The organism is Pseudomonas sp. RIT-PI-q (assembly GCF_001297125.1).
Lineage (GTDB): Bacteria > Pseudomonadota > Gammaproteobacteria > Pseudomonadales > Pseudomonadaceae > Aquipseudomonas.
On sequence record NZ_LHPC01000020.1, the window covers coordinates 1 to 23,363 of the forward strand.

The 23,363-nt window shown below is 58.8% G+C and carries 24 protein-coding genes and 1 pseudogene; 7 read left to right on the forward strand and 18 right to left on the reverse strand.

Translation table 11 applies throughout. From position 1 onward, the window contains the following. Positions 1-234 precede the first annotated feature (234 nt). Positions 235-909, forward strand: a complete 675-nt coding sequence (locus AEQ67_RS06285; RefSeq protein ID WP_059403038.1) for an NADPH-dependent F420 reductase — start codon at positions 235-237, stop codon at positions 907-909. Between the two features lie 91 nt (positions 910-1,000). Here AEQ67_RS06285 and AEQ67_RS06290 read toward each other — a convergent pair whose 3' ends face one another. The 7 genes from AEQ67_RS06290 to AEQ67_RS06320 all read right to left on the reverse strand — a co-directional run bounded on the left by AEQ67_RS06290 (position 1,001) and on the right by AEQ67_RS06320 (position 8,114). Then, the gene (locus AEQ67_RS06290) at positions 1,001-2,461 is read right to left on the reverse strand and encodes an amidohydrolase family protein (RefSeq protein WP_059403039.1); all 1,461 of its coding nucleotides are present in this window, start codon (positions 2,459-2,461) and stop codon (positions 1,001-1,003) included. Further along, on the reverse strand, positions 2,458-3,657 hold the full coding sequence (locus AEQ67_RS06295; RefSeq protein WP_059403040.1) for an amidohydrolase family protein: 1,200 nt from the start codon (positions 3,655-3,657) through the stop codon (positions 2,458-2,460). The genes AEQ67_RS06290 and AEQ67_RS06295 overlap by 4 nt, the downstream gene beginning before the upstream one ends. 78 nt (positions 3,658-3,735) lie before the next feature. Next, positions 3,736-4,503 (reverse strand): ABC transporter ATP-binding protein, encoded by a 768-nt coding sequence (locus AEQ67_RS06300; protein ID WP_059403041.1) that lies wholly within the window; start codon positions 4,501-4,503, stop codon positions 3,736-3,738. Between the two features lie 25 nt (positions 4,504-4,528). Continuing rightward, positions 4,529-5,242, reverse strand: a complete 714-nt coding sequence (locus AEQ67_RS06305; RefSeq protein WP_059403042.1) for an ABC transporter permease — start codon at positions 5,240-5,242, stop codon at positions 4,529-4,531. Continuing rightward, on the reverse strand, positions 5,239-5,928 hold the full coding sequence (locus tag AEQ67_RS06310) for an ABC transporter permease (protein WP_059403043.1): 690 nt from the start codon (positions 5,926-5,928) through the stop codon (positions 5,239-5,241). Before AEQ67_RS06310 ends, AEQ67_RS06305 begins: the two co-directional genes overlap by 4 nt. Positions 5,929-6,029: 101 nt before the next feature. Continuing rightward, entirely contained in the window at positions 6,030-6,800 is a 771-nt protein-coding gene (locus tag AEQ67_RS06315) for an ABC transporter substrate-binding protein (protein WP_059403044.1), read from the reverse strand. Between the two features lie 84 nt (positions 6,801-6,884). Then, the gene (locus tag AEQ67_RS06320) at positions 6,885-8,114 is read right to left on the reverse strand and encodes a cyanate transporter (protein WP_059403045.1); all 1,230 of its coding nucleotides are present in this window, start codon (positions 8,112-8,114) and stop codon (positions 6,885-6,887) included. Between the two features lie 193 nt (positions 8,115-8,307). Between AEQ67_RS06320 and AEQ67_RS06325 the strand changes: the two genes are divergently transcribed. After that, positions 8,308-9,180 carry a LysR family transcriptional regulator gene (locus AEQ67_RS06325; protein ID WP_059403046.1) on the forward strand — a complete coding sequence of 291 codons (873 nt, stop codon included), beginning with the start codon at positions 8,308-8,310 and terminating at the stop codon, positions 9,178-9,180. A 42-nt stretch (positions 9,181-9,222) separates the two neighbouring features. Here AEQ67_RS06325 and AEQ67_RS33575 read toward each other — a convergent pair. Further along, a pseudogene (locus AEQ67_RS33575) lies at positions 9,223-9,363 on the reverse strand (TetR/AcrR family transcriptional regulator); the annotation flags it as partial. 66 nt (positions 9,364-9,429) lie between these two features. Then, complete coding sequence (locus tag AEQ67_RS06330; protein WP_059403047.1) at positions 9,430-10,749, reverse strand: hypothetical protein; 1,320 nt, start codon at positions 10,747-10,749, stop codon at positions 9,430-9,432. A 432-nt stretch (positions 10,750-11,181) separates the two neighbouring features. Between AEQ67_RS06330 and AEQ67_RS06335 the strand changes: the two genes are divergently transcribed. After that, entirely contained in the window at positions 11,182-12,456 is a 1,275-nt protein-coding gene (locus AEQ67_RS06335; protein ID WP_059403048.1) for a flavohemoglobin expression-modulating QEGLA motif protein, read from the forward strand. A gap of 150 nt (positions 12,457-12,606) precedes the next feature. On the opposite strand, the gene AEQ67_RS06340 is transcribed toward AEQ67_RS06335, so the two are convergent. From AEQ67_RS06340 to AEQ67_RS06365, 6 genes are all read right to left on the reverse strand, one after another. Beyond that, positions 12,607-13,923: an MFS transporter gene (locus AEQ67_RS06340; protein WP_059403049.1), complete on the reverse strand. Its 1,317-nt coding sequence runs from the start codon at positions 13,921-13,923 to the stop codon at positions 12,607-12,609. 160 nt (positions 13,924-14,083) lie between these two features. Then, entirely contained in the window at positions 14,084-15,142 is a 1,059-nt protein-coding gene (locus tag AEQ67_RS06345; RefSeq protein ID WP_059403050.1) for an Ldh family oxidoreductase, read from the reverse strand. Positions 15,143-15,326: 184 nt separating this feature from the next. After that, the gene (locus tag AEQ67_RS06350) at positions 15,327-16,058 is read right to left on the reverse strand and encodes an MBL fold metallo-hydrolase (RefSeq protein ID WP_059403051.1); all 732 of its coding nucleotides are present in this window, start codon (positions 16,056-16,058) and stop codon (positions 15,327-15,329) included. A gap of 8 nt (positions 16,059-16,066) precedes the next feature. Continuing rightward, entirely contained in the window at positions 16,067-16,843 is a 777-nt protein-coding gene (locus AEQ67_RS06355) for an amino acid ABC transporter ATP-binding protein (RefSeq protein ID WP_152974806.1), read from the reverse strand. Positions 16,844-16,876: 33 nt separating this feature from the next. Beyond that, a complete protein-coding gene (locus tag AEQ67_RS06360; protein WP_201782075.1) occupies positions 16,877-17,557 on the reverse strand; it encodes an amino acid ABC transporter permease in 681 nt (226 codons plus the stop codon). A 10-nt stretch (positions 17,558-17,567) separates the two neighbouring features. Next, the gene (locus AEQ67_RS06365; RefSeq protein ID WP_059403052.1) at positions 17,568-18,401 is read right to left on the reverse strand and encodes a transporter substrate-binding domain-containing protein; all 834 of its coding nucleotides are present in this window, start codon (positions 18,399-18,401) and stop codon (positions 17,568-17,570) included. A 135-nt stretch (positions 18,402-18,536) separates the two neighbouring features. Here AEQ67_RS06365 and AEQ67_RS06370 point away from each other — a divergent pair, with 135 nt between their 5' ends. Next, the gene (locus AEQ67_RS06370; protein WP_059403053.1) at positions 18,537-19,418 is read left to right on the forward strand and encodes a LysR substrate-binding domain-containing protein; all 882 of its coding nucleotides are present in this window, start codon (positions 18,537-18,539) and stop codon (positions 19,416-19,418) included. Between the two features lie 9 nt (positions 19,419-19,427). Here the strand turns inward: AEQ67_RS06370 and AEQ67_RS06375 are convergent, their stop codons facing one another. Beyond that, entirely contained in the window at positions 19,428-20,321 is an 894-nt protein-coding gene (locus AEQ67_RS06375; protein WP_059403131.1) for a LysR family transcriptional regulator, read from the reverse strand. A 236-nt stretch (positions 20,322-20,557) separates the two neighbouring features. On the opposite strand from AEQ67_RS06375, the gene speB reads away from it, so the two are divergent. The 3 genes from speB to AEQ67_RS06385 all read left to right on the forward strand — a co-directional run bounded on the left by speB (position 20,558) and on the right by AEQ67_RS06385 (position 22,096). After that, positions 20,558-21,541: an agmatinase gene (gene speB / locus AEQ67_RS06380; protein ID WP_059403054.1), complete on the forward strand. Its 984-nt coding sequence runs from the start codon at positions 20,558-20,560 to the stop codon at positions 21,539-21,541. Positions 21,542-21,720: 179 nt separating this feature from the next. Next, positions 21,721-21,849 carry a hypothetical protein gene (locus AEQ67_RS36470; protein WP_269084717.1) on the forward strand — a complete coding sequence of 43 codons (129 nt, stop codon included), beginning with the start codon at positions 21,721-21,723 and terminating at the stop codon, positions 21,847-21,849. 1 nt (position 21,850) lies between these two features. Further along, positions 21,851-22,096: a cysteine hydrolase family protein gene (locus AEQ67_RS06385; protein ID WP_201782076.1), complete on the forward strand. Its 246-nt coding sequence runs from the start codon at positions 21,851-21,853 to the stop codon at positions 22,094-22,096. An 18-nt stretch (positions 22,097-22,114) separates the two neighbouring features. On the opposite strand, the gene AEQ67_RS36120 is transcribed toward AEQ67_RS06385, so the two are convergent. Further along, the gene (locus AEQ67_RS36120; RefSeq protein ID WP_236710283.1) at positions 22,115-22,528 is read right to left on the reverse strand and encodes a hypothetical protein; all 414 of its coding nucleotides are present in this window, start codon (positions 22,526-22,528) and stop codon (positions 22,115-22,117) included. Further along, positions 22,486-23,310: an MFS transporter gene (locus tag AEQ67_RS06390; RefSeq protein ID WP_236710284.1), complete on the reverse strand. Its 825-nt coding sequence runs from the start codon at positions 23,308-23,310 to the stop codon at positions 22,486-22,488. Before AEQ67_RS06390 ends, AEQ67_RS36120 begins: the two co-directional genes overlap by 43 nt. Positions 23,311-23,363 lie beyond the last annotated feature (53 nt).

Below are 23,363 nucleotides of genomic sequence, written 5' to 3' on the forward strand. Positions count from 1 at the left end.
GATGCATTGAGATCTTCGCTGGCAAGCCAGCTCCTACGTTGAGCGTGTGTGTCCGCCTATTCATTTCACACACCTATCGCCTGTAGGAGCGAGCTTGCTCGCGAAGGACGTTAACGATGACGCGTTTTAGCAGGATGAACGGGGTGCATTGAGATCTTCGCTGGCAAGCCAGCTCCTGCATTGAGCGAGAGTGGCCGCCTATTCATTTCGTACACCAAACCGGGAGCGCCGCGCATGTCCAGAGCCTTCTTCCTGATGTTCGCCAGCCTGATCCTGTGCACCAGCCAGGTGATGGCGGACGGCCTTAAGATCAGCGTGATCGGCGCCGGTAATGTCGGCGGTACGCTTGGCACGCTTTGGGTAAAGGCTGGGCACTCGGTGATGTTTTCGTCACGTCACCCCGAGGAATTGACCGACCTGGTCAGGACTGCCGGCCCGAACGCTCAGGCGGGCTCGGTCAGCGAGGCCGCGGCATGGGGCGATGTGATCGTGTTGAGTGTTCCCTACGGCGCAATGCCGGCGCTGTCCGAACAGCTGAAGGGCAAGCTGGACGGCAAAGTGGTGTTCAGCACCAGCAACCCATTCAGCGGCCGTGACGGAGACGTCGGGCGTAAGGCGCTGGATCTGGGAGTCGCCCTGGCGGACCAGCAATATCTGCCTGGGGTGCACCTGGTGCGGGCGTTCAACGCCATCGGCTTCGCATCAATGAAAAGCGAAGCTGGCAAAGGCAAGGCGATTCCCACTTTTGCCGACGACGCCCAGGCCCGGGACGTGGGTGCCCGATTGGTGCGCGACGCCGGATTCGTACCGGTGCTTCTCCCGCTCGCGCGAGCCAATGAAGGATTGCCGGGCGGCCCGCTCAGCGGTGTTTTGAGCGAGGCCGAACTCAAGCAACGGCTGGGCCTTTAGCGAGCAATGCCGGAGTATCGAGCCCTGCCATTGTGGGTCGATTACAGCCCTTCGCGACAGGCAGCACCGCGCAAAAGCGCTCATTCGGAACTTACAGATACCGTGCCGCCCGCCAGAGGTTTTTCGACTCTTCTGTCAGATGGCGCAAGCCACTACGGTCCAGCATGCGTTCCGACTCCGCTTGCACCGAGGCCAGCACAGCAGCCTCGTCGACGGCGCGTACGACGTAGTCTTCCATCAGGATCTTGCCATCGACGATGGTCGTACACACGTCCGCGCCGTTGGCGAAGCAAGTCACACGGTGGACGGGCATGTTCATCGGCATCAGGTGCGGTTTGAACAGGTCGATCAGAATGATGTCGGCCTTCTTGCCGACTTCCAGCGAGCCGATCTCATGGTCCATCGACAATGCCTTGGCGGCGTCGATAGTGACCATTTCCAGCACTTTGCCCGGCGGCAGGATGTCCGGGTCGCGGAAATGGCGGCGGTGGTAGTGCATGCACTGGAACATGTGGCGGAACATGTCGTAACCGCGGTCTGGAGCGGCGCCGTCGGAGCCGAGGGCGACGGTTACGTTGGCCTCGATCAGTTCCGGGACCGGGCAGCGCCCCAGGATCGACATGATGGCGCTCGGGTTGTGCACGATCCTGGTCTGTGTCTCGCGGCACAGGGCGATGTCTTCCGAGGTTAAGTCTATGCAGTGCGACATGAACGATGTCGGGCCAAGCAGGCCAAGCTCGCGGTGGGCCAGCGTCAGCGTACCGGCGCGGTGGCCATCCTGGGTGAACGTCAGGCCATAGCGCTGGGCCAGTGCCAGGTAATCCTGTGCTTGCTGGCGGAACAGCGGTGCCAGCTGCCGATGGCTGGGCTCGTATTGCGGCGCGTACACCGGCAACGTGATGGCGATGCGCACCCGGCCGTCCCCCATACCGTCGCAAGTCCTGGCGATTTCTTCGCAGACCTCGAACATGGTCTCGAAACTGACGTCGCGCCGGGTCTGCGGTTCGGTCGACCAGTCCAAATAGGTGCGCGGCGCTGGCGGCCCCGACGGCCCGACGGCGACCACCGAACGAGTGCCAATGTCGGCGATCGCCTGGGCGTGGCGTTGTGCGTAAACCGGGTCGTCGACCCGCATGATCGAATCGCCCCCGCCCAATAGCGACACGCCGGTGGTGGTGCCGCACTTCAGCCGCTCCAGTGCCGACAACCTGGCGTCGACCTCCCAGAACTCGACGCCGGAGGCCGAGGTGTAGATGATCTTGCACGCCTCCATCCAGGCATCGCCCTCCCCGCCGCCGATGGTTTTCAGCATGGCGTGGCCGGCATGGGCGTGGCTGTCGATCAAGCCCGGGAGCACCGCCTTGTTGCGTGCATCGATGACTTTTTCAGCCGTAAAGCGAGCCCGCAGTTCATCCGTGCGCCCCACCGCGATGATGCGGTTGCCGAGCACGGCCACGGCGCCGTCCTGAATGACGCGCCGTTGCTCGTCCACGGTGATGACCACGCCGTGCTCGATCAGCAGGTCGACTGTGTCGGGATTATTTTGATTCACAGGCGGCTCCGGAGCAGGCTGCCATTTTTCGCCACGACGACTCCACGGCTGATCACCGTCCGCGCAAGCGGGCGAGCCACAACGGCTTCACTCAGTGTCTCTGCCGGCAGCAACAACACGTTGGCTGTCTGTCCCGTTGCCAAGCCGTAATCAGTTCGCCCAAGTGCCCGAGCCCCGTTGCTGGCGGCGGCTTCGAACGCTGCGCAGATTTCAGGGTCGGTTCGCATGCCGCAGCGCAAGGCGAGCAGCATTGCGCGTTCAAGCATGTCGCCATTGCCCATCGGGGTCCATGCGTCCCGAATGCCATCCGAACCGAGGCAGACGTTTACCCCCGCCGACAGCAGCTCAGTAAAAGGTGGTATGGCAATATCAGCGGGCGCCGTGGTCATGAGTGAAATTCGATTGGCCGCCAACCGTTCAGCCAACGGCTGCACTTGCGCCCAGTTTTTCATGCCCAGGCAAAAGGCATGGCTGATCATGCCCCGCCCCTGACGCTGATAGCGCTCGGTGAAATCAATGATCCGCGCAATCTGCCAGAGCCCTAGCTCACCACCGTCATGCAGGTGGATATCGATACCGCGATCGAACGTGTCCGCGAGCTCGAACAGGATCGTGAGGTGCGCGACGGGATCATTGTCGATGCCGCAGGGGTCCAGCCCCCCGACTACCTCAACCCCCAGCGCCAAGGCTTCTCGCATCAATTCTTCAACCCCAGGGCGGTTAACCAGGCCCACCTGCGGGAAGGTGACGAACTCGATATCCACCAGGTCGGCGTAGCGTTCGCGCAGCGCCAACATGGCTTCCACATGCTCGATACCCAACTCGGGATCGGCGTCTACGTGACAGCGAAACGTCAGCGAGCCGCGAGCGATGCATTGCTCCAGCAGCGCACCCGCTCGCTCTGCAATGGGTGATGTAAGCTCGCGCAGGATTTGACGCTCGTTCGCGATGCGCGCTTTAAGCGTCGGCCCTGCACTGTGCGGCCGCCAGGGTTGCCCCCACAGGGTTTTATCCAGATGGATATGGCTTTCGACCAGTGACGGAACGAGTAATTGACCGTGCCCGTCAAGGTCAGCATCAGCGACTGGATTGCCACTGGCCGGCCGACGATCGCCGATACGACCGTCAACAACCTGCATGTCTTCAATTGCGCCGCCATAGGGGCGGACATTACGCAACCAGAACGATTTGATCATTTGAACCTCATCACTTTTGAGCGCGCCCCCGCCACCCGATAGCCAACCGGGGCGCTCTTTACGGAGTCACCCAAAGGGCTACTTCAAGTTGCCGGCAAGGAACTGCTTGAGGCGCTCACTCCTGGTGTGTTTGAACAGTTGCTCCGGGGTGCCTTCTTCCTCGATTTTGCCCTGGTGCAGGAAGATCACGTGGTTGGACACCTCGCGGGCAAAGGCCATCTCGTGCGTCACCACCACCATGGTCCGCCCCTCCTCGGCCAGGGCCTGCATCACCTTCAGCACCTCGCCGACCAGCTCGGGGTCGAGCGCCGAGGTCGGCTCGTCGAACAGCATCACTTCCGGCTCCATCGCCAAGGCCCGGGCGATCGCCACACGCTGCTGCTGGCCGCCGGACAGGTGCGACGGGTACTTTGCCTCCATGCTGGCGGGCAGGCCGACTTTGGCCAGGTACTTGCGGGCGCGGGCCACCGCCTCCTCGCGGCTGAGGCCAAGCGCATGCATCGGTGCCTCGATAACGTTTTCCAGCACCGACATGTGCGCCCACAGGTTGAAGTGCTGAAACACCATGGACAGCTTGGTGCGCATGCTTTGCAGCTGCTTCTGGTTGGCCACGCGCAGCCCACCGTTCCTGTCCTTCTCGGTGCGGATTTCCTCGGCATTCACCGTGATGCGCCCGGCGCACGGCTGCTCGAGGAAGTTGATGCAACGCAAGAAGGTGCTCTTGCCCGAACCGGAGGAGCCGATGATGCTGATCACATCGCCGGCCTTGGCCTTGATCGACACACCCTTGAGCACCTCATGGTTGCCATAGTTCTTGTACAGATCGTCTACGGTCAGTTTGTACATGGTATAGACCCTACGTATGCGGCCTTCAGGCGGCCTGGGGTTTCAGGAAGGCCAGCCAACGGGTTTCACCGCGACGAAATAGCCAGACAAGCGACAGCGCAATCACCGCGTACAACAGTGCGGCGATGAAGAAGGCCTCGAACGACGCATAGGTCGCCGAGTTGACGTCGCGGGCGACCTTCAGGATGTCGGGAACCGTGGCAGTAAACGCCACCGAAGTTGAATGCAGCATCATGATCACTTCGTTGCTGTAGTACGGCAGTGCGCGACGCAGCGCCGAGGGCAGGATGATCCGGCGGTACAGGGTGAACTCCGACATGCCAAAGGCCCGGGCCGCCTCTACCTCGCCGTACGGTACTGACCTGATCGCGCCAGCGAAGACTTCCGTGGTGTAGGCGCAGGTATTGAGCGCGAACGCCAGCACTGTGCAGTTGAAGCCTTCGCGAAAGAACATGTCGAGGAATTCGTGCTCGCGCACCACGCTCAGGCTGTAAACACCGGTGTAGATGATCAACAGTTGTATATAGAGCGGCGTGCCACGAAACACATAGGTGTAAAACCAGACGGGAAGTCGGATAAACCGGTGTCTTGACACGCGAGCCACGGCCAGCGGCACCGACAGCATGAACCCGATTGCGATCGACAGCACCAGCAGCCACAAGGTTATTGCCAGGCCGGAAAAGCTGGCGCCGTCCGACCACAAATACGCTTGCCAGTATTCCTGGATAATAGCGATCACAGTTGAGCCTCCCGAACGCCGACGGAGTAATGACGCTTAAGCCACATCAAGACTCCGTTCGAGACCGTGGTAATGACCAGATAAATCAGGGCACCGATGACGGTGAAATAAAACAACTGCATGGAGCTCTTGCCGGCGTCCTGAGTGGCCCTGACGATATCGGACAGGCCGATGATGGACACCAGCGCGGTCGCCTTGATCATGACCTGCCAGTTGTTGGCAATGCCGGGCAAGGCGAAACGCATCATTTGCGGGAATAAAATGCGGTAGAACGCCTGCCATGGGCTGAGGCCATAGGCCATGGCCGCCTCTATCTGACCGCGCGGGACCGCCTGGAAAGCGCCGCGGAAGGTCTCGGTAAAATAAGCACCGTAGATAAAGGCAAGTGTCGCTACACCCGCGAGGAAGGGATCGATATCAATTTGATCCATGCCAAGCCCTTCGGTGACCTGGTTGAGCAGTATCTGAATGCTGTAGAAAAGCAACAGCATGGTTACCAGATCGGGAACACTGCGTATCAGCGTGGTATAGAGGGTGGCAATAGTGCGCAGCCACCGATGACCTGACAACTTGGAACTGGCGCCTGCCAAACCAATCACGACCGAGGCCAGCAGCGACAATATCGCCAACTTTAGTGTCATCCAGGTGCCACTCGCGATCAGCGGCCCATAGTCTACCAAGGACATTGCGTTCTCCTTGAATACGATAGTTCGGCCGACGCCGCCTATCTTGTTCAATAGTATTTTTGTTGTTTTTGAATGCCGTCCTGCCAGCAACTAAAAATTAATTAGTTGTACACATCAAAGGAGAAATACTTATTGGAGATCGTCTGGTAAGTGCCGTCCTTGATAATCTCGGCCAGCGCCCCATTGATCTGTTCGCGAAGTTCATTGTCTTCCTTGCGCAAACCAATACCCGCACCCACGCCAAGCGTTTTCGGGTCGCGCAACTCTGGGCCGGCAAAAGCAAAATCACGTCCGTTCGCGGTTTTCAAGAAACCCAGATCGGCCTGGACTGAAGATTGCAGCGCTGCATCCAGGCGGCCGGCCACCAAGTCCTGATAAACCAGATCCTGGTTCTGGTACGTCGTGATGGTGACGCCTTTTTGCGCCCAGTAAGTCCTGGCATAGGTTTCCTGCGTGGAGCCCTGCTCGATTCCTACACGCTTGCCTTGGAGGGATTCGACCGTTGGCTGAAGATCGGAGCCTTTTTTCGCAATGAGACGGGGCAGGACATTACTGATCTTGTCGGAGAAGGCGATCTGCGCCTGACGCTTCTCAGTCACGCTCATGGAAGAAAGAATGCCGTCAAACTTCTTGGCTTTCAGCGCCGGGATGATGCCGTCGAAGGAGTTCTCGACCCATACACATTTGACCTTCAGCTTTTCGCAGATCGCATTGCCAAGATCGATATCGAAGCCCACAAGCGTGCCATCGGGCGCCTTCGACTCGAACGGGGCGTAAGTGGGATCAACGCCGAAGCGAATGACTTGCAAGTCTTTCGCGTATACGCCGCTGGCGGCCAAGGCCAGAACAACTGAAACTGCAAGCTTCTTCATATCAATCTCCGTAGACACAATGATACTGAGGTTTTAAAAGTGGCCGACTTTGTATAGGGGTTAAAGTCCGCCGGGCCGTGCACCTTAATCTCGCGACACCTGCATGCTGCGTCGATAGCTCGCCGGGGAGAACTTGATCGTCAGCACCGCCATCACTGCGAGCACGCCAATGTGCAACCACCAACCGGTGATGAAGCTCCCGCCGGTATCGCGCAGCCAACCGATCAACCAGGGCGCACTCGATGCGAGCAAGAAACCGATACCCTGGACAAAGGCCGCCAAGGTGCCGGCCGCTTGTGCGCCGGACAAGTGGTCGAGACTGACTATCAGGCTGAGCGAGAAGAACCCGCCGAGGCCGAACCCAGCCAGTGCGACCCACAACCACGGCGCTGCGTTAGCGGCCAGCGCGAAACCGGCGAAGCCCGCGACCTGCAGCGCTATCGTCAGCCATAAGGCCGCGCGCCGGTCAGCGCTGCGGCGGGCGAGCATCGGCATGGCGAACGCTGCCGTCGCCTGGAACATCGCCAACCACGCGAGCAAGTTGCCCGAGGCCGGCAGGCCCATGCCCTGCTGTTGGTAGAAGGAAGGCAGCCAGGCCACCAGACTTGAGTAGCCGCTGTTGGTGAGTCCAAAGTAGGCGGCCAACTGCCACGCACGCCGATTCCTGAAGAAGCTCCCGGTCAAGACCGGAGCAGGTCCGCAAGCGGCTATCGGTGGTGTGCGTGGCGCACACACCAGCCAAAGCAAGAGCACAACAAGCGCTGGCAACGCCCAGATGGACAACCCTAACCGCCAGCCGCCATAGGCATTCAGCCAGGTGCTTGCCAGCGAGCCCAGCGCCCCGCCGCCGACCAATGCCGCCGAGTAGAGCCCCATCACCATCGCTATCCGCTCAGGAAACCAACGTTTGGCGACACCCGGTATCAAGGCCTGGATCACCGCCACGCCGGTGCCGGCGATACCGGCGCCGACGATCAACTGAGCTCCGTCCTTGACCACGGCGCGCGACGCGCACCCGAGCATCAAGAGCACCAATGCGCCCGCCAGCGCCCGCCTCTCGCCGAAGCGACGTGCGACCCCGATACCAATGAAAGCCACCAGGCCCATCAGCACGAAGGGCAAGGTGGTCAGCATCGCAGCGGCGCGAAAATCCAGGCCGATGTCGGCGCGCACCAGATCGAGTACCGGCCCTACCGACGTCAAGAATGGCCGCAAATTCAAGCCGAGCAGCATCAGGAGCACCAGTGCGGCCACTGAAATCTCATTCGTGCGCGACACGCCCGTAGCGATGCAAGCCGATCCGCGATCAATCATGGCGAGCACTTCTTTCCCGCCAGTGCGGGTGCAGGCTCGGCAGCATCTCCAGCGTCAGCGTCACGTCACTTGTCATCACAATTTACCTTCGGGATTCTGGTCAACAGGCCGCATCAGCAGCTGTTCAGTAGATTAAGAGCAGGTGCTATTATTCGGAAATTAAATGATTGAATGACAATTAGTGGGAAACGTAATGCCTTCGACACTGATCGATCCGTTGCTACTCAAGAGCTTCGTCGCGGTGGTAGAGAGCGGCAGCTTCACGCGCGCCGGTGAACGCTTGCACCTGAGCCAGTCGACCATCAGCCAGCAGTTGAAGCGGCTTGAGGAGCAACTCCAATGCGAACTGCTCAACCGCAGCGGGCGCTACGTCGTCACCACCGAAGATGGCGAGCGCTTGCTCGGCTATGCGCGCCGGGTCCTGGGGCTGATGGAAGAGGTGGTGGAAGAATTACGCAAGGGCCACGCACAGGGCGAGGTGCACATCGGCGTGCCGGAAGACTTCGCGTCAGACTTGCTGACGCCGACGCTTGGTGCCTTCGCACGCGCGCACCCGGCCATCAGGCTTGAAATCAGCAGTGGGCTCAGCAACACGCTATGGCAACAGTTTTGTGCCGGCGACTACGACTTGGTGCTGATCAAACAGCGCCCGGGCCAGGTAGTGGGACACGCCGCCTGGCCCGAACCGCTCGCCTGGTTCGACAGCCTCAGCGAGCCGACGTACGAGCGCGACCCGCTGCCACTGGTAGTGTTTCCGGTCGGCGGCCTGTATCGCGATGAAATGATCCACGCGCTCGAGAGCGCCGGCCGACGCTGGCGCATCGGCTACAGCAGTGGGAGCCTCGCGAGCGTCCGCTCGGCAGTCGCCGATGGTCTGGGCGTCAGCGTGCTCCCGGCGCGACTCGCACTGCCCGGCCACCGACGGTTGGGCGTGGCCGAGTCCTTCGCCGAACTGGCGCCACTGGAAATCGCGCTACACCTGCGCCCCGACGCACCACGCCGCGTGGTCGATCTGGCCGAACAGCTGACAAGGCTGTGCGCCCAGGTGACTGGCCACGTCGGCTGACGTGCGCAAAAAAACACGGTGGAGTGCGCCGGGCATGACACGTCAGGCCAATGGTGTCGGAATCAGCCCCGCTTCCCGGTAGCTGAGGATCAGATCGTCGAACAGGCCAATATCGAGCCGAGTCCTGGCAATTAATTGAGCGCCGGCAACAGAGGTGTAAATGGCGCGAGCACGTCGTTCACAGCTGTCTGCGCTGCCCATTCCGGTGTAAAAATCCACGACTGGTTCGATGGCCGATATTGCGGATGGCTAAACAGATCGTCGCGTGCAATCGTCCATGCAGCCCTTGATGACTTGCTCAACCTGTTTCGTTCGCCAGTCAGTCGTCTTTTTCTTTGCATAGTCAGACATGCATGCGCCGGCCATGGCGACAGCGGCGCCGCCGGCGTAAGAAAGATAGGGAAGCATACTGTTTGCGAAGTCCGCGAGGCCTCCCTCGAAGTGGTGAGCAAACAAACCGCCACCTACTAACGCCAGGGGAGTGATCGCTTCAAGTACCTTGGGTGACAGGGCATCAATTACTTGGCCCGCACCGGCCAATGCGCTGTCCCGCGCAATGACGAACCGTTTTTCGACAATGGCTGTCGCAAGCTTTTTCCGTGCTTCGGCGACATCGTCGGGATGCACGAGGACTCTAAAATCGTTCGTCGCGATCCTCACGTCAGCCCATGTTATTTTCATGTCAACGACTGCCTTCATCCTCGCGGCAGCGTCTCGATCAAGTTTCTCGTCTGCTCTATCTTCGGCGAGATCCACGACTGTGATACTCGTACCTACTGCGTGCTCTTTGCTGATGAAGGACCGCATCAAAGGAACTCGCCGCTCGATGCAGAGTAGCCGCTGCCCAAGCGAGCTTGCGAGCGTCTTGTTAAGCACGCTGTCGACGACGCTTTTGGCGTCTGCTGCGAACTCTCCAAGTAAGGAGTCCTCCCGATCGATGGCGTTATAGGCTTCGCTTCTACTTTTAAGCTGCATTGAACCGATCTTCCGGAGCAGTTCCTTAACCTCTGGATGGGATGCCGGAACGTGGAGATGGACCTCCAACAATTCCTCTTGGAAAGCAGCCGCTCGCGGGTCTTCCATGACCGTGCACTTGGAATGCTCGATGCTCCGGAACAGTTCATTGAGAACGTCGAGACGCTTATCGATCACCGGATAAATTGGTTGTGGCGGCTTCTTATGGTTAAGTACGGCGATAATGTAATCTCGCTTTTCTCGTGCTGCGGTCATCGCACCCGTACGAGGGTCGGGCAAGAGTTCAGGCCAGTTCTCGAATCTATATTGATTGTCATCCATTGCTGCGATCATGGCGTGCTTGACGGCGTCGCCAGGGGACATACCGAGGGGAGTGCCCGGTCGCAACCTGAACCGGATTCGCTGGTCTCGCACCAATCTGCGAAAGTCTATGTCAGTGGCGCACTGCTCGATGAGCTCGGATGAGAAAGCGTGAGAAGTGGTCAGATCGGTTGGTTGCTCATAAAGCGCCCGCAACATCAACACTGCCTTCGCTGCACCCTTGTCACACGCAGGAAGGTATCCCGTGTCGAGAAGCTCAGAATAGAACGACATGCCGCGTCTCCGTTGTGCGACTCGCCATCAGCACTTGATAAACCGAAGAAAGTTGTCGATCGACGGGATCGTGTCAATCGACAAACAAAAGCATTTGCCCTTGATTGATCAAGGAACGACGTCCTAACAAGCTAGTCGTTTCTCCAACAGAGTGTAGGGTCGCCGACATACGGTATGCCAAAGCTGCCGCACTTGAAAACCCAGGCATTCTTATTTCAGTTCCGTTCTTATTTCGGTTTCGGGCACGAAAAATTTACCGGGATCATCGGCCTTCTTCAGGTCAATTAAGGCTCGGCAAATGCAATGTGAGAATTGCTTTCTTCACCACGACTGTAGTGGCCTAAAGCAGGTCCCCCTTGACCTGTTAATACGCAATACATAGGTAACGGCTAAGCTTTTTTTGAATGAACCTCGTCTCTCAAGGTGATCTCCATGAGCGCCGCGCCCCTGTCTGAACTCGATGCCGCTCTTCCCGGTTTGGCTCGCAAGATCCGCGTACTGGATGCCCTGTCCTGGCCTGATGGCGTCGAGGAAGTCTTCCTGGCACATTGGCGTGGAGGGGAAGCAGAGTTGCCCAGAGTCGAAATGCGCCCGCGCGAGCACAGCGCTGACATCGCCGCTTTGGAAGCCTTTATTGCCCGTTGCGATGAGGGGCATCCGGCCGGGAACTACCTCGCCATGACAGCACGTAGCTACGCCACAGCCGGACGTATGCTCGGTGCCATTGGTACACCCGCCTTTACTCAATATTCGTCAGCGCTGTACCGGCGCCCGGACTTCTACTACCCGAGCCAAAAGCTGAGCATGTTGGACGCCGCGCAATTCTTCCTCAAGACCACCGACGCCCTTCTGGGCGGTGCCCGGATTCCACCGAGCCCGGCAGAGATCCCGGCCGAGGCTTTCGCTGCCTGGATGCAGCCGGAACTGGACCGTTTCTTCGGACCGGGCCGGATCATGGTCGTGCTCGATTCGACCCTGGCCGCCAAGGCCATTGCCGGGGCGAGCCGCATCCGCCTGCGTGCCAGCGCTCTGTTCTCGGAATTGGACAAAAATCAGTTATTGCAGCACGAGGCCTTCGTGCATGTCGCCACGGCACAAAACGGCGCGCTCCAACCCAACCTGAAAAGCCTGGGACTCGGGGCGCCACGCACGACACAGACTCAGGAAGGCATCGCCACCTTGGCCGAGCTGTTCACTGGCAGCATGGACATCAACCGTTTACGCCGCCTTGCCCTGCGCGTGCTCGCGGTCCAGCAGGCGCTGGATGGCGCCGATTTCATCCAGGTGTTCGAAGGTTTTCTTGCCGCCGGTCAGTCGCAAGAGGAGTCATTCCGCTCGACCCAACGGGTTTTCCGCGGCGCCGACCTGCGCGGCGGTTCTGCGTTCACCAAGGATGCCGCCTATCTGACCGGTTTGCTCGGCGTTCATACCCTGCTGCGCATCGCGATCCGCGACAACCGACCGGAATTGGTGGGCCATTTGTTTGCGGGCCGCCTCAGCTTGGGTGATACCGTACGCCTGGCTCCGCTCTTTGAGTCCGGCTGGCTCCAAGGGCCGGCTCACCTCCCGGCCTGGGCCGCCGATCTGCGTCTGCTCGCCGCCAACCTGGCCTTCTCCGCTTTTATCGCCAGGATCAAGCTGGATGTACTCGATCTTGAGGTGCTCATGGCCTTCGCCGACGAGCACGAAGCCGATGCCAGCGCCTAGCCTGAATCTCAAGCGGCGTAACGAGCTCACCGCGCCGCCGTCGCTGTCCGGCCAGAAGCGGTCGTAACCCCGTAACACCGCTTCAAGCCACCCAATCAGCGCGCGCACTTCAATCCGGGAATCCCCCAGGCAAGTGCCGCTTGCCACTTCTTACTCGGTCACACCCACGATGTGCTCGGGTGCAGGCTCGGCACTGCCGATCGGCGCGTTGAGCAGCAGGTAGTACGCCAGGGCCGAACACAGCGCCACCACCGCACTGATCATAAACGCGGTATTGAACGAACCCGAGTACTCGATGCTGAAGCCCGTGACGATCGGTGCGACGGAACCGGCGATGTAGCCGCCGAAGTTCTGGATCGAACCGAACGAGGCAACCCGGCGGCTGTCGACGATGGTGTTGACGATCATCCACGCCGTGGCGCTGGCCAAGTTGATGCTGAACAGCGCCAGGCACAGCAGGATGATGCAACCGGTCAGGCCGGTGACGTACGACAGCGGCAAGGTGAACAGCGCCGCCATCACCAGGCCAGTGATCACGCCGAACTTGCGGCTGGCTAAAACACTCATGCCGCGACGGACCAACCTATCGCAGAAACGCCCGGCGACGATGGTGCCGACCGCGCCGAAGCCATAGGCCAGCGACACCAGCCACGCGGTCTTGTACAGGTTCATGCCGTGCTCGCGCTCGAAGTAACCGGGCAACCAGGTCAGGTGCAGCCACAGCATGTAGATCACGCCCATGAAACCCAGGACCGCGCCCCAGGTGCTGCGATGTTTGAACAGGTCGAGCCAGCCGGCGAAGTACGACACCTTCGGCGCCTGCGAATTGGCCGCTTGAAGCTGGGCTTTTTTCTCGGTGGGCAACGGCTTGCCTTCAGCCGCGAGCTCGGCCAGGTACTGCGCCTTGCTCTTGTAGAAGGTCAACCAGCAGCCCGCCAGGACGATACCGATCGCGCCGGTGATGATGAACATTCCGCGCCAGCCGAAGTTGACCATGAACAGCGTCAGCAACGGCGGGGCCAGGCATGGGCCCAGGCAAGTCGATGACCAGACGATCCCGGTTGGCGTGCCGCGCTCGTTGGCGTCGAACCACTCGGACAGGGCTTTGGCCGCCGAGGGAAACATCGGTGCCTCGCCAATCCCCAGCAACACGCGCAGGCCCATGAAGCCGGCAAAACTGTTGACCATGCCGCATGTCGCTTGAGCCACCGACCAGGCCAGCAACGAGGCACCCAGGGCGATCTTGCTGCCCAGCCGGTCGATGATCAGGCCCATCGGCAACTGCGCAAAGGCGTAGGCGATGGAGAAGGCCGACAACAAAATGCCCATCTGCGAGGGGCTGATCATCATGTCTTTCTGGATCGAGGTATTGGCAATCGACAGCGCACTCCGGTCCAGATAGTTGACGATGCCGATCAATAGCAGGAAGACAACGGTGATGCTTTGATACTTCTTCAGTTTGTTCATCTGATGGCCTTTATTATTGTTATTGCAGCGAAAAAATCAGGGCTGAAGCGCAGCCCTGTAGGAGCGAGCTTGCTCGCGAAGGTCGTGAACGATGACGCGTGAAACCGGATGCCCTGCGGCGCCTTCGGGTTTTTCGCGAGCGAGCTCGCTCCTACAGGTATTAGTGAGACAGTGCTGGCAGCTGCAATTGCCCGGCGCTCTGGTTGAGTTCATCGACCACCTTTTGCGACAGGCTGACACCATCGCGCAGGGCTTGCTCGCGCAGCTTCAGGCCGGCCTGGCCAGGCAAGCGCACCGGCCGCTCGGGGTCTACCGGACGGCTGCCCAGAATCAGTTTGCTCAGGAACGAACTTTCGTCGGTGAAGGCTTCGAGCCCGCCGAAGAAGCGCGGGTCAATCACCACGGCCGTGGCCGAGGCGCCCCACTGGTCCGGAGCATCCTTGCGGCCATGGCCGGCCAACCCCGAGGTGAGGGCTTCGACCAGAATTGCCAGGGCGAAACCTTTGTGGCCGAAAGCCTGGCCGCCCAGGGGTAAAATGCTGCCCGGCGGCGTAGTGAAAAAGTCGCTCGGGTCGTCGCTCAATTGACCCTCGTTGCTCATCAACACCGGGTGCGGCAGTGTGCTGCCGGCATCGCGGCACTGGCCGATCAGGCCCAGGGTGACGGTGGACATGCTCACATCCAGCAGGATCGGCTCGCCCCGGGTCGGGGTCCCGGCGGCAATCGGGTTGGGCGTGTAGATCGGGTCGATCCCGCCATGGGCAGACACCAGGCCCACCGATGGGTCCGAGGAATACACCATCGCCACCAGGCCACGGTCAGTGAAAGGTTTCAGGTAAGCGGCCAGGCAACCAATGTGCGAGGCACGGCGCACCACGGCGATACCAATCCCCTGCGCCGTGGCACCCTTGGCCGCGCAATCCAGGGCGCGACTGACACAATAAGGGCCGAGCACATAGTGGCCATCGAACAGGCTCGAAATGCCGCTGTCCGATACCTGCTCGAGCAAGTCGGCGCTGGCCTTAACCTGCCCTGTCAGCATGCCGCCGAGATAGCGACTCACCAGGTTCAGGCCATGGGTGCGATGGCCCAGCAGTTCACCTTCGAGCAGTACCCGGGTCACCACTTGGGCGACTTGCGCGTCGGCCCCGGCTTTTTCGAACAGTTGCTCGACGAACGTGGTGAGCGTTTGGACGTTGTAACGCTTGGCTTCAGACATGCTTGCGGGGACCTCTCAGGGCAGTGCGGCCGACTTCTTGTTATGGCTTCGCCCTTATGAGGGGCGAATTTGCGCTAACTGTATTGAGCCGGCCCCAAGATTCCCAATGAGATGATCCGATCAATCGATAACCTGGCGTTATCAAATTGATTTATCGCAGGGTTGTAATCAATCGGTTGCCCGATCAGAGCGTCGCCTTGGCCGATGTGCCGTGCAGATATTGCCTGGCAATGGCCTTCATGAGCTCTGCGGACATGGTCGGGCCATGGCCACCGTAAACCCAGCTCACGTCCAGATCGATCAAGCGTTGCATGGTCTGACGGTAGAGGGCCTGATTGGAGCAAGGCAGGTCATCGACCAAGCCTCCGACATAGATCACATCGCCACTGAACAGCAGGCCGGCCTCTTCGTCGAGCAAGCCGATGGAACCCTGGGAGTGACCGGGTAAATGCAGTACCCGCAGCTGTTTGTCCCCCAAGTCGATGATGTCCCCCTCGCCCACCGTCCGGGTCAGCGGTGCTGGCGCTATGTGATGGAATTTAGCCGTCCAGTTCACGTAAGGCGCCTGTGTTACAGCGCCGGGCAGACTGCGAAATACATGGGCCAGGGTGTCTTGATCAGCCATCCGGGCAAAAGCCGCTGCCTCGGCTGCATGCCCAAGGCGAGTGTCGAACTCATGGAAGCTGCCGACATGATCGGCATGGATGTGTGTCGCTACCGCGATAAGCGGCTTGCACGCTTCCAGGTCCAGGGCGGGTCGCAGTGGAACCAGGCCCATGCCGAAGTCAATCACCAGGTCGGCGTCGCGTCCTCGCACGTGAAAGAGGTTGGCTGAAAAGTAGCGATGCACATGAGGCTCGCTCAAGCGAGTAATGCCATTGCCCACGTCCTGCGTTGTGTACCAGTCAGCTGCCATGCGACACCTCAATGCAGTAGTTGGCCCAGAAAACGCTGGGTTCGCTCATGGCTCGGGTGGGTAAATATTTGCTCCGGCGCACCACATTCGACGATCTGCCCTGCGTCCATGAAGATCACCTTGTCGGCCACCTTCCGAGCGAATCCCATCTCGTGCGTGACGCAGACCATGGTCATACCCTCTTCAGCCAGCTGAACCATGGTGTCGAGCACTTCCTTGATCATTTCCGGGTCCAGGGCCGAGGTCGGCTCGTCGAACAGCATGACCCGCGGGTTCATGCACAAGGCGCGTGCAATCGCGACGCGTTGCTGCTGACCACCCGACAGTTTCGAGGGGTAGCAGTGGGCTTTGTCCGGGATACGCACGCGCTCCAGATAATGCATCGCCAGTTCCTCAGCTTCGCGACGCGGCATCTTGCGCACCCATCGGGGAGCCAAGGTGCAGTTTTGGAGAATGGTGAGGTGGGGAAACAGATTGAAGTGCTGGAACACTATGCCCACCTCGCTTCGCACCCGGTCGATGCGTTTGAGTTGCCCCGTCAGCTCGACGCCGTCCACCACGATGCGTCCTTCCTGGTGTTCCTCCAGCCGATTGATACAGCGGATCAGGCTCGACTTGCCGGAGCCGGACGGCCCGCATATCACTACTCGCTCGCCCTGATGGACATCCAGATCGATGTTTTTGAGTACCTGAAAGGCCCCGTACCATTTGCCAAGACCGCGAATTTGCACAGCCGTAGGCCGAGACTCAGCCAGTTCATTTGGCGTCTCAAAGGACAATGTCATGCGGGTATCTCCTGTTTTGCGCAAAAACCGCCCTTAGCGGTAACCACTGGAAAGAACACGCTCGACGCGCATCTGCAGGCCGGTCAATACCGATACCAGCACCATGTAATAAACCAGCGCGGCGCTGTACCACTCCAGGAACTGGAAGCTGGTGGCGATTGCAAACTGGGTGGTGGTCATCAATTCATTCAGGGAGATGATGGTGGCCAGGGAAGTCGCCTTGAGCAGTGAAATGAATTCGTTGACCAAGGCGGGCAATGCGACGCGCAGGGCTTGTGGCAAAACCACCAGCATGAACACCTGCCAGCGATGCAGCCCCAATGCCGCGGCACCCTCTCGCTGACCGCTACCCACGGCGGCAAAAGCGCTGCGAAAGATCTCGGTCAAATAGGCTATCTGGATCAGCGTCAGGGCCACGAATGCCGCCAGAAAAGGCGTGAACCAGCCGCCTCGAAAACTGGGGAACAATTGCGGTAGTCCATTCCAGATAAACAATAAAACCAGCAATGCCGGAGCACCGCGAAACAGCCACACATAACTGGCCATCGACCAGCGGATACCGCACCGCGGCGACGTTGCCAACGAGCCCGTGAACAGCGATATGCCCATCGACAGCGCCATCACGCCAACCGACAACACCACGGTCAGCAGCGCCCCTTTGGCCAGGGGCCAGCCGAATACAGCCTCCAGGAATAACGAGGAATCAAACACCATGACGCTCACCTTACTGCTGGGCCAGTTGGACGTCTGTCGACAGGGTCGGCAGGTTCCATTTGGCGAGCAACGCCTTGAGTTCCCCGCTTTGCTGCAAAGCACCCAGCGCTCTGTTGAGTTGCTGTAGATCGGCAGCGTTCTTGCGCAGGTAAAGTCCAAAGAGGTCCGCGTCGGGGTAGGTATAGGTGATCTGCAATTGACCGGGAACCTGGCGACTGCGATAGGCCGCGGTTGTGTCCTGGGTGATCGTCGCGGTTGCGCGTCCTACCAGCACTTGTTGAATCACCGCAGAAGCCGAGGGGTACGTCTGCACGCTGGTGGGCTTACGGCCACTCTCCACCAACTGTTTGTTGAGCGCGGCTGCCGTAGCCTCATAGGCGGAGCCGGCTTCGATGGCGATCACCTTACCGCTAAGGTCTTCCGGCATGCGGGTTTGCTCATCGCGCATCGACGTCACCATGACCTTGGAAGACTTGAAGTAGCCGACGCCGTCGTAACGCTTCAGACGTTCAGTGGTGACGAGCATGCCGCTGGCCACCACATCACAACGCTCCGAGTCGAGTGAGGGCAGCAGCCCTTTGAAATCGCCCACGACCCACTGCAGGTTCGCTCCCCAGTACTTGGCGAGCGCCGTCATCACATCCACCTCGAAACCCACCACCTGCGTGTCGCCTGGCTTGGCGTAGAACTCCATCGGCGGAAATTCAGCAGCAGTACAGACTTTTAGCGTGTCGCCCTGGATGAACGAAGGTTTCGTACTGCTTGTATCAGCCGCAGTGGCCAAGCTGCTGACCAGGCTCACACTCAGGCTCACACTCAGAAAAATTGCTGCTGCATGCTTCATGGCATTTCTCTTATTTATTGTTGTTCGGAGGATCTAACCGGTAGCGCAGGACAATGGTGCTGGCGGCAAAGAAGGCAAACAAGCTAAACTTTTTATAGGGTTATTATTTAGTAAAACTAAGATATAGGCGTGACGATGGCACTTCCTCCACTGCATAGTTTTCGGGTTTTCGAATGTGTCGCGAGACTGGGCAACATCGCTGCCGCCGCGGTGGAACTGCACGTCACCACGGGCGCTATCAGCCAGCAATTGAAGGTGCTGCAAAGCGGCCTTGGTAAGGAGTTGTTCGAAAAACGCGGTCGACGATTAGTCTTGACCGACAGCGGCCGCCTGCTCCAACAGCGGGTTGCCAGTGCGATCGGCGAAATAGAAGATGGGGTGCGGCAGCTGTCCAGTGTTCATCAAGGTGAACGGCAGAAAATCGAGCTGACCCTGTCGATACCGAGCGTGCACGGCGTGACGTGGCTCGCCACTCGGCTCTTTGCGTTCATGGATGAGAATCCACACATCAAATTGAACGTCATCAGCGCGAGCTACTTCAACAAAGTCGACTGGCGTCGAGCCGATCTGGCCGTGGTGTATGGCGTTCCACCCTGGCCTGGCTTCTGGTGGCGATTGCTCCACGGGATCCGCATGACGCCGGTGTGCAGCCCCCAGCTATTGCGCGGGCCAAAGGCTATTCGAACGGTTGCCGACCTGGCCCACTATCGTTTGCTTCATGAAGACGATGGCGCGCAATGGCGGCGCTGGCTGTCCGAGGCCCGCAGTACGCAATTGGGCGATTCGGATATTTACTTCGATGACTTCGGCATGGTGCTGCAAGCGGCCCGTGACGGTTACGGTGTGGCACTCAGCGATGAGGTCGTGTCCGCCCGCGACCTGGACGATGGACGCCTGGTCCAGCCTCTGGCGCTGACCGTGCCTGCATTGCAGAACTATTACTGTGTTTGTAGCGAAGGTAATCGCAACCGTGAGGACGTGAACAGTTTCATCGAGTGGCTGATCGCGCAATCGTGATGAGATGCCCTAGAGCGAGTTGAAGTTCTCGCTGATGCCTTTTCTCAATGCCTGGATCAAGGGTTCTCGGGTGCGTCCGTTTTTGACGATGAGCGAAAATTCAGCCTGATAGCCAAAAACATCGGGCAACAGAACTCTCAAGCGTTGCTCATCGACCCAGCGTTGCGCCAGATGATCTGGAAGATAGCCAATGTAGCTTCCGGACAACACCAGAATCAGCTCCGCTTCCATGCTGTCAACGGTGGCGGAACTATCCGTAAAACCATGGCGCAGCGCTTCAGTGCTGGACCAGTAACCTCGGTCAACCAGCCTCTGGTGGGTTATCGCTGAAACAGTGAGTTCGGGATTATTAAATAACGGATGGCGATCACTACAGTAGAGCCAGTGTTGCTCTATGTAGAGATGAGTATATTTAAGCCCGCTCATTTTCGTCGGCAAGGAGCCAATGGCCAAATCAAGTTTGCTCTCGATCACCTCGCGCTGAAGTTCAAAAGGACTGAGTATCTTCAAGTTGATATGCACCAGCGGATTTTGCTGGGTGAACTCGCCAATTATTTCAACGATGTTGATTTTTGGATCGCTGAGCATTGAGTCAAGAATACCCACCGACAGTGTGCCGCGTAGATCACCTTTTAATTCCAGAACATAGTGTTCGAAGTTATCAATCCGTGAGAAAAGTTCCAGCGCTTCCTGATAGATCAGTTGCCCCTTGCTCGTGAGGCTGAAGCCAGAGCGGCCGCGATTGCATAACGGCATGCCCAGTTGGCTTTCAAGCTGACTCATGTAGGTGCTGATCGCCGATGTTGACATCTTCAGCGCTTGCTGGGCAGCCGAGAAACCCTTGTTTTGTGCAACGCATACAAAAATACGCAGTAATCGCAGCTTGTAGAGAGGTTCTTTCATCGTCGAATCACCGAAAAACTTTATTGAGTGATACCGGTTCTGCTGAGTGTTGTCCATCTTCACGCCAGGCCGCGCGGCCCTCTGGGACATTATGTTTATCATTTCCTGAACTAAACTTTTGCTTCCTTGAAATGGTCTTCCAGTGATTGCCAAGCGAGAATCCACTCAATCGTGCTGTTCGTGCAATTTCGTGCGGATTAGCCTGTTAGCAAGCTCTAACTATGATTGGAGGCCGCATGTTTGATGACACTCGCCGCGAAAACTTTGCCAACGGCACAGACTATGATCCGCAGAAGCGCCCGCGCTTTTCCGAGATTGCGACCTTTATGCGCGCCCCCCTCGCTTCCAGTCTGGACGACGTCGACATCGGCATGATCGGCGTGCCCTTTGATGGCGGTACTTCATTCAAACCGGGCGCTCGTTTGGGGCCGCGAGGTGTTCGTCAACAATCGTGTCTGATGAGAACAAAAAACCATACGACCGGTATTGCCCCGTTCGAGTTGTGCCGGGTCAAGGATCTGGGCGATGTGTTTATCGAGCAAATGTATTCGCTCGAGGCGGCCCATCGTTACATCGAGCAGTTTTATCATGAGATTGTGAAACGCAATATCATGCCGTTGACCGTGGGGGGCGATCACTCCATCACGTACCCTATTTTCAAGGCGATCGCAAAAGATGGCCCTATTGGCATGGTCCATATCGATGCCCACACCGACACCATGGACAGCCTGTATGGCTCGAAGTTTTTCCATGGTGCCCCCTTCAGAAGAGCCGTAGAAGATGGTCTGCTCGATCCAAAGCGCACCATCCAGATCGGTATACGAGGCTCCGAGCACTCAGGTACTGCAAACTACAGCCTGGAATGCGGCATGCGCGTCATTTTCATCGATGAGTTCGATGACCTGGGCGTCAGTGGCGTGCTGAAGGAAATCAGACGCGTTGTCGGCGATGGCAAAACCTATATTTCTTTCGACGTCGACGGCCTGGATCCTGCCTTTGCGCCAGGCACGGGCACGCCCGAAGCGGGCGGTATTTCCATGCGTGAAGCGCTGCGATTGATCAAGGGGCTGCGGGGCTTGAATCTTGTCGGTGGCGATGTCGTCGAGGTTGCCCCGGACCTGGACCCAACAGGATTTACCGCGTTGAACGCAGCCACTTTGATGTTTGAAATGCTCTGCGTGCTTGCTGAATCGCGCGTGAACTATCCGCAGACTGATTGACCTGTAGCTGCCCGTCCCAGCGTTTATCCAATAACAATGGGTGCCCCGGAACAGGTCGACATTACCCAGACGTCCAACCACGGACATCTATGTCCGAAATGTTCGGACCTCTGGCGCATTTTTCCCGAGCCTTTCTATTCCTACACTGCGTCCATCCACTTTGCGCAGCAGGAATACCCATGGACTCAACCCCATTCATCCAAGGCAAACGGCCGCTGTATTGGCTGGCCTTAGGCACATTTGCCGTCGGTACTGAAAGCTTCATGATTGCAGGGCTGCTTCCCGGCATGTTCCTTTCATGGCACTGACTTGCACAAGCAACTTCAGGAACAAGGGATCGAGAAAGTCATTCTCGCCGGACTGACATCGCAGACCTGCGTGGAAGGCACTGGGCGAGATGCCCTGGAGGCGGGTTATCACGTGACCTTTCTCAAGGACGCCGTGGCGGACTTCACCGAGGAGGCACATCGCGCAGCGCTTGAGATTTCCTACCCTACTTTTGGCCATGAGACATTGACCATCGATGAGTTCCTGAATGCGGTCCGGGGGGCTTGAGCCTTCGCGTATTCGAGCCTAGACGCGACTATCCACCGCTGCGTATTCGGTGCGTCTAGAGCGAGCGATTTGCAGCAACAGCAATGACAAGCCCAGTCCGGAGACAACAGCTGCCGTCAACCCTGTGTAGGCAATGCCTACGGTGCTGATGGTGGCTCCCCCCAACAACGAACCGAGCGCAATTCCCGAGTTGAACCCGGCGATGTTCAAGCCGGACGCTACGCTATGCGCGCCCGGAGCGTGAGTGTCGGCGATGCCGAGCAGGCGGGCTTGCAACGCGGGTACGGCGGCGAAGCTCAACAGGCCCAGTAATGCGACGAGAATCGCCATGCTGATGGGCGAACTGACCAGCAGCCACATCGCCAACAGCACCATCACGATTCCAGTAATTAAAATAAGGCTCGCCCTATCCACGCCAAGACGATCAGCCATTTCCCCGCCGATGATGTTCCAACCGCCGCTGCCACACCGTAGATCATCATGAAAATGCTGACGGTAGACATGCTGAGTTCAGTCAGCTGAATCAGGATCGGTGCGATATAGGTGTACAGAATAAACGTGCCGCCGTAAGCCATGACGGTGATCAGGGTCCCGGCCAGCAGCCTGGTGTTGAACAGTGCTCGCAACCCTTCTTTTGCATTGTTGGCTGGATGCCCGACAGGCTCTTTAAGCGACTCTTTCATACCGAACAGAAGGCCGAAAAAGCCGAGCGCACCAAACGCTGCAATGGACAGGAAAAGCGGCCGCCAGGAAACAAAACTCCCCAGGTAAGTACTGATAGGAACACCGATCGCCATGGCTAGGGTAAAGCCGCCAAACACCAGCGCAACTGCACTGCCCGCCCGGCTTGGACCCACCAGCCTCGCCGCGGTACTCGATGCAACGGCGAGAAACAAACCGTGCCCCAACCCTGCAATGAACCTGGCCCCTAGCAGCGTCGTCATGTCACTCGATAACGCGGCGATCAAACTGCCCAGGCTGAAGATGACGCCCGTGACCAACATGACATTCTTGCGCGACCAACTTGCGGTCAGCGCACTCAGGATCGGGGCCGAGACTGTGGCACCCAATGCATAAGCAGTCACAGCCTTACCCACCTGCCCCACGTCGACATTCAAACTGCCCGCCATGACGTCGGCCAGTCCAATCGGTACGAACTCGGCCAGCCCCAGCGCAAACGCGCTGAGGGCGAATATATAGATGACGAAAGGCATTTCAGGACACTCCTTATTCGATGCCGGGCCACGTGCCCGACCTTTGATAAGGG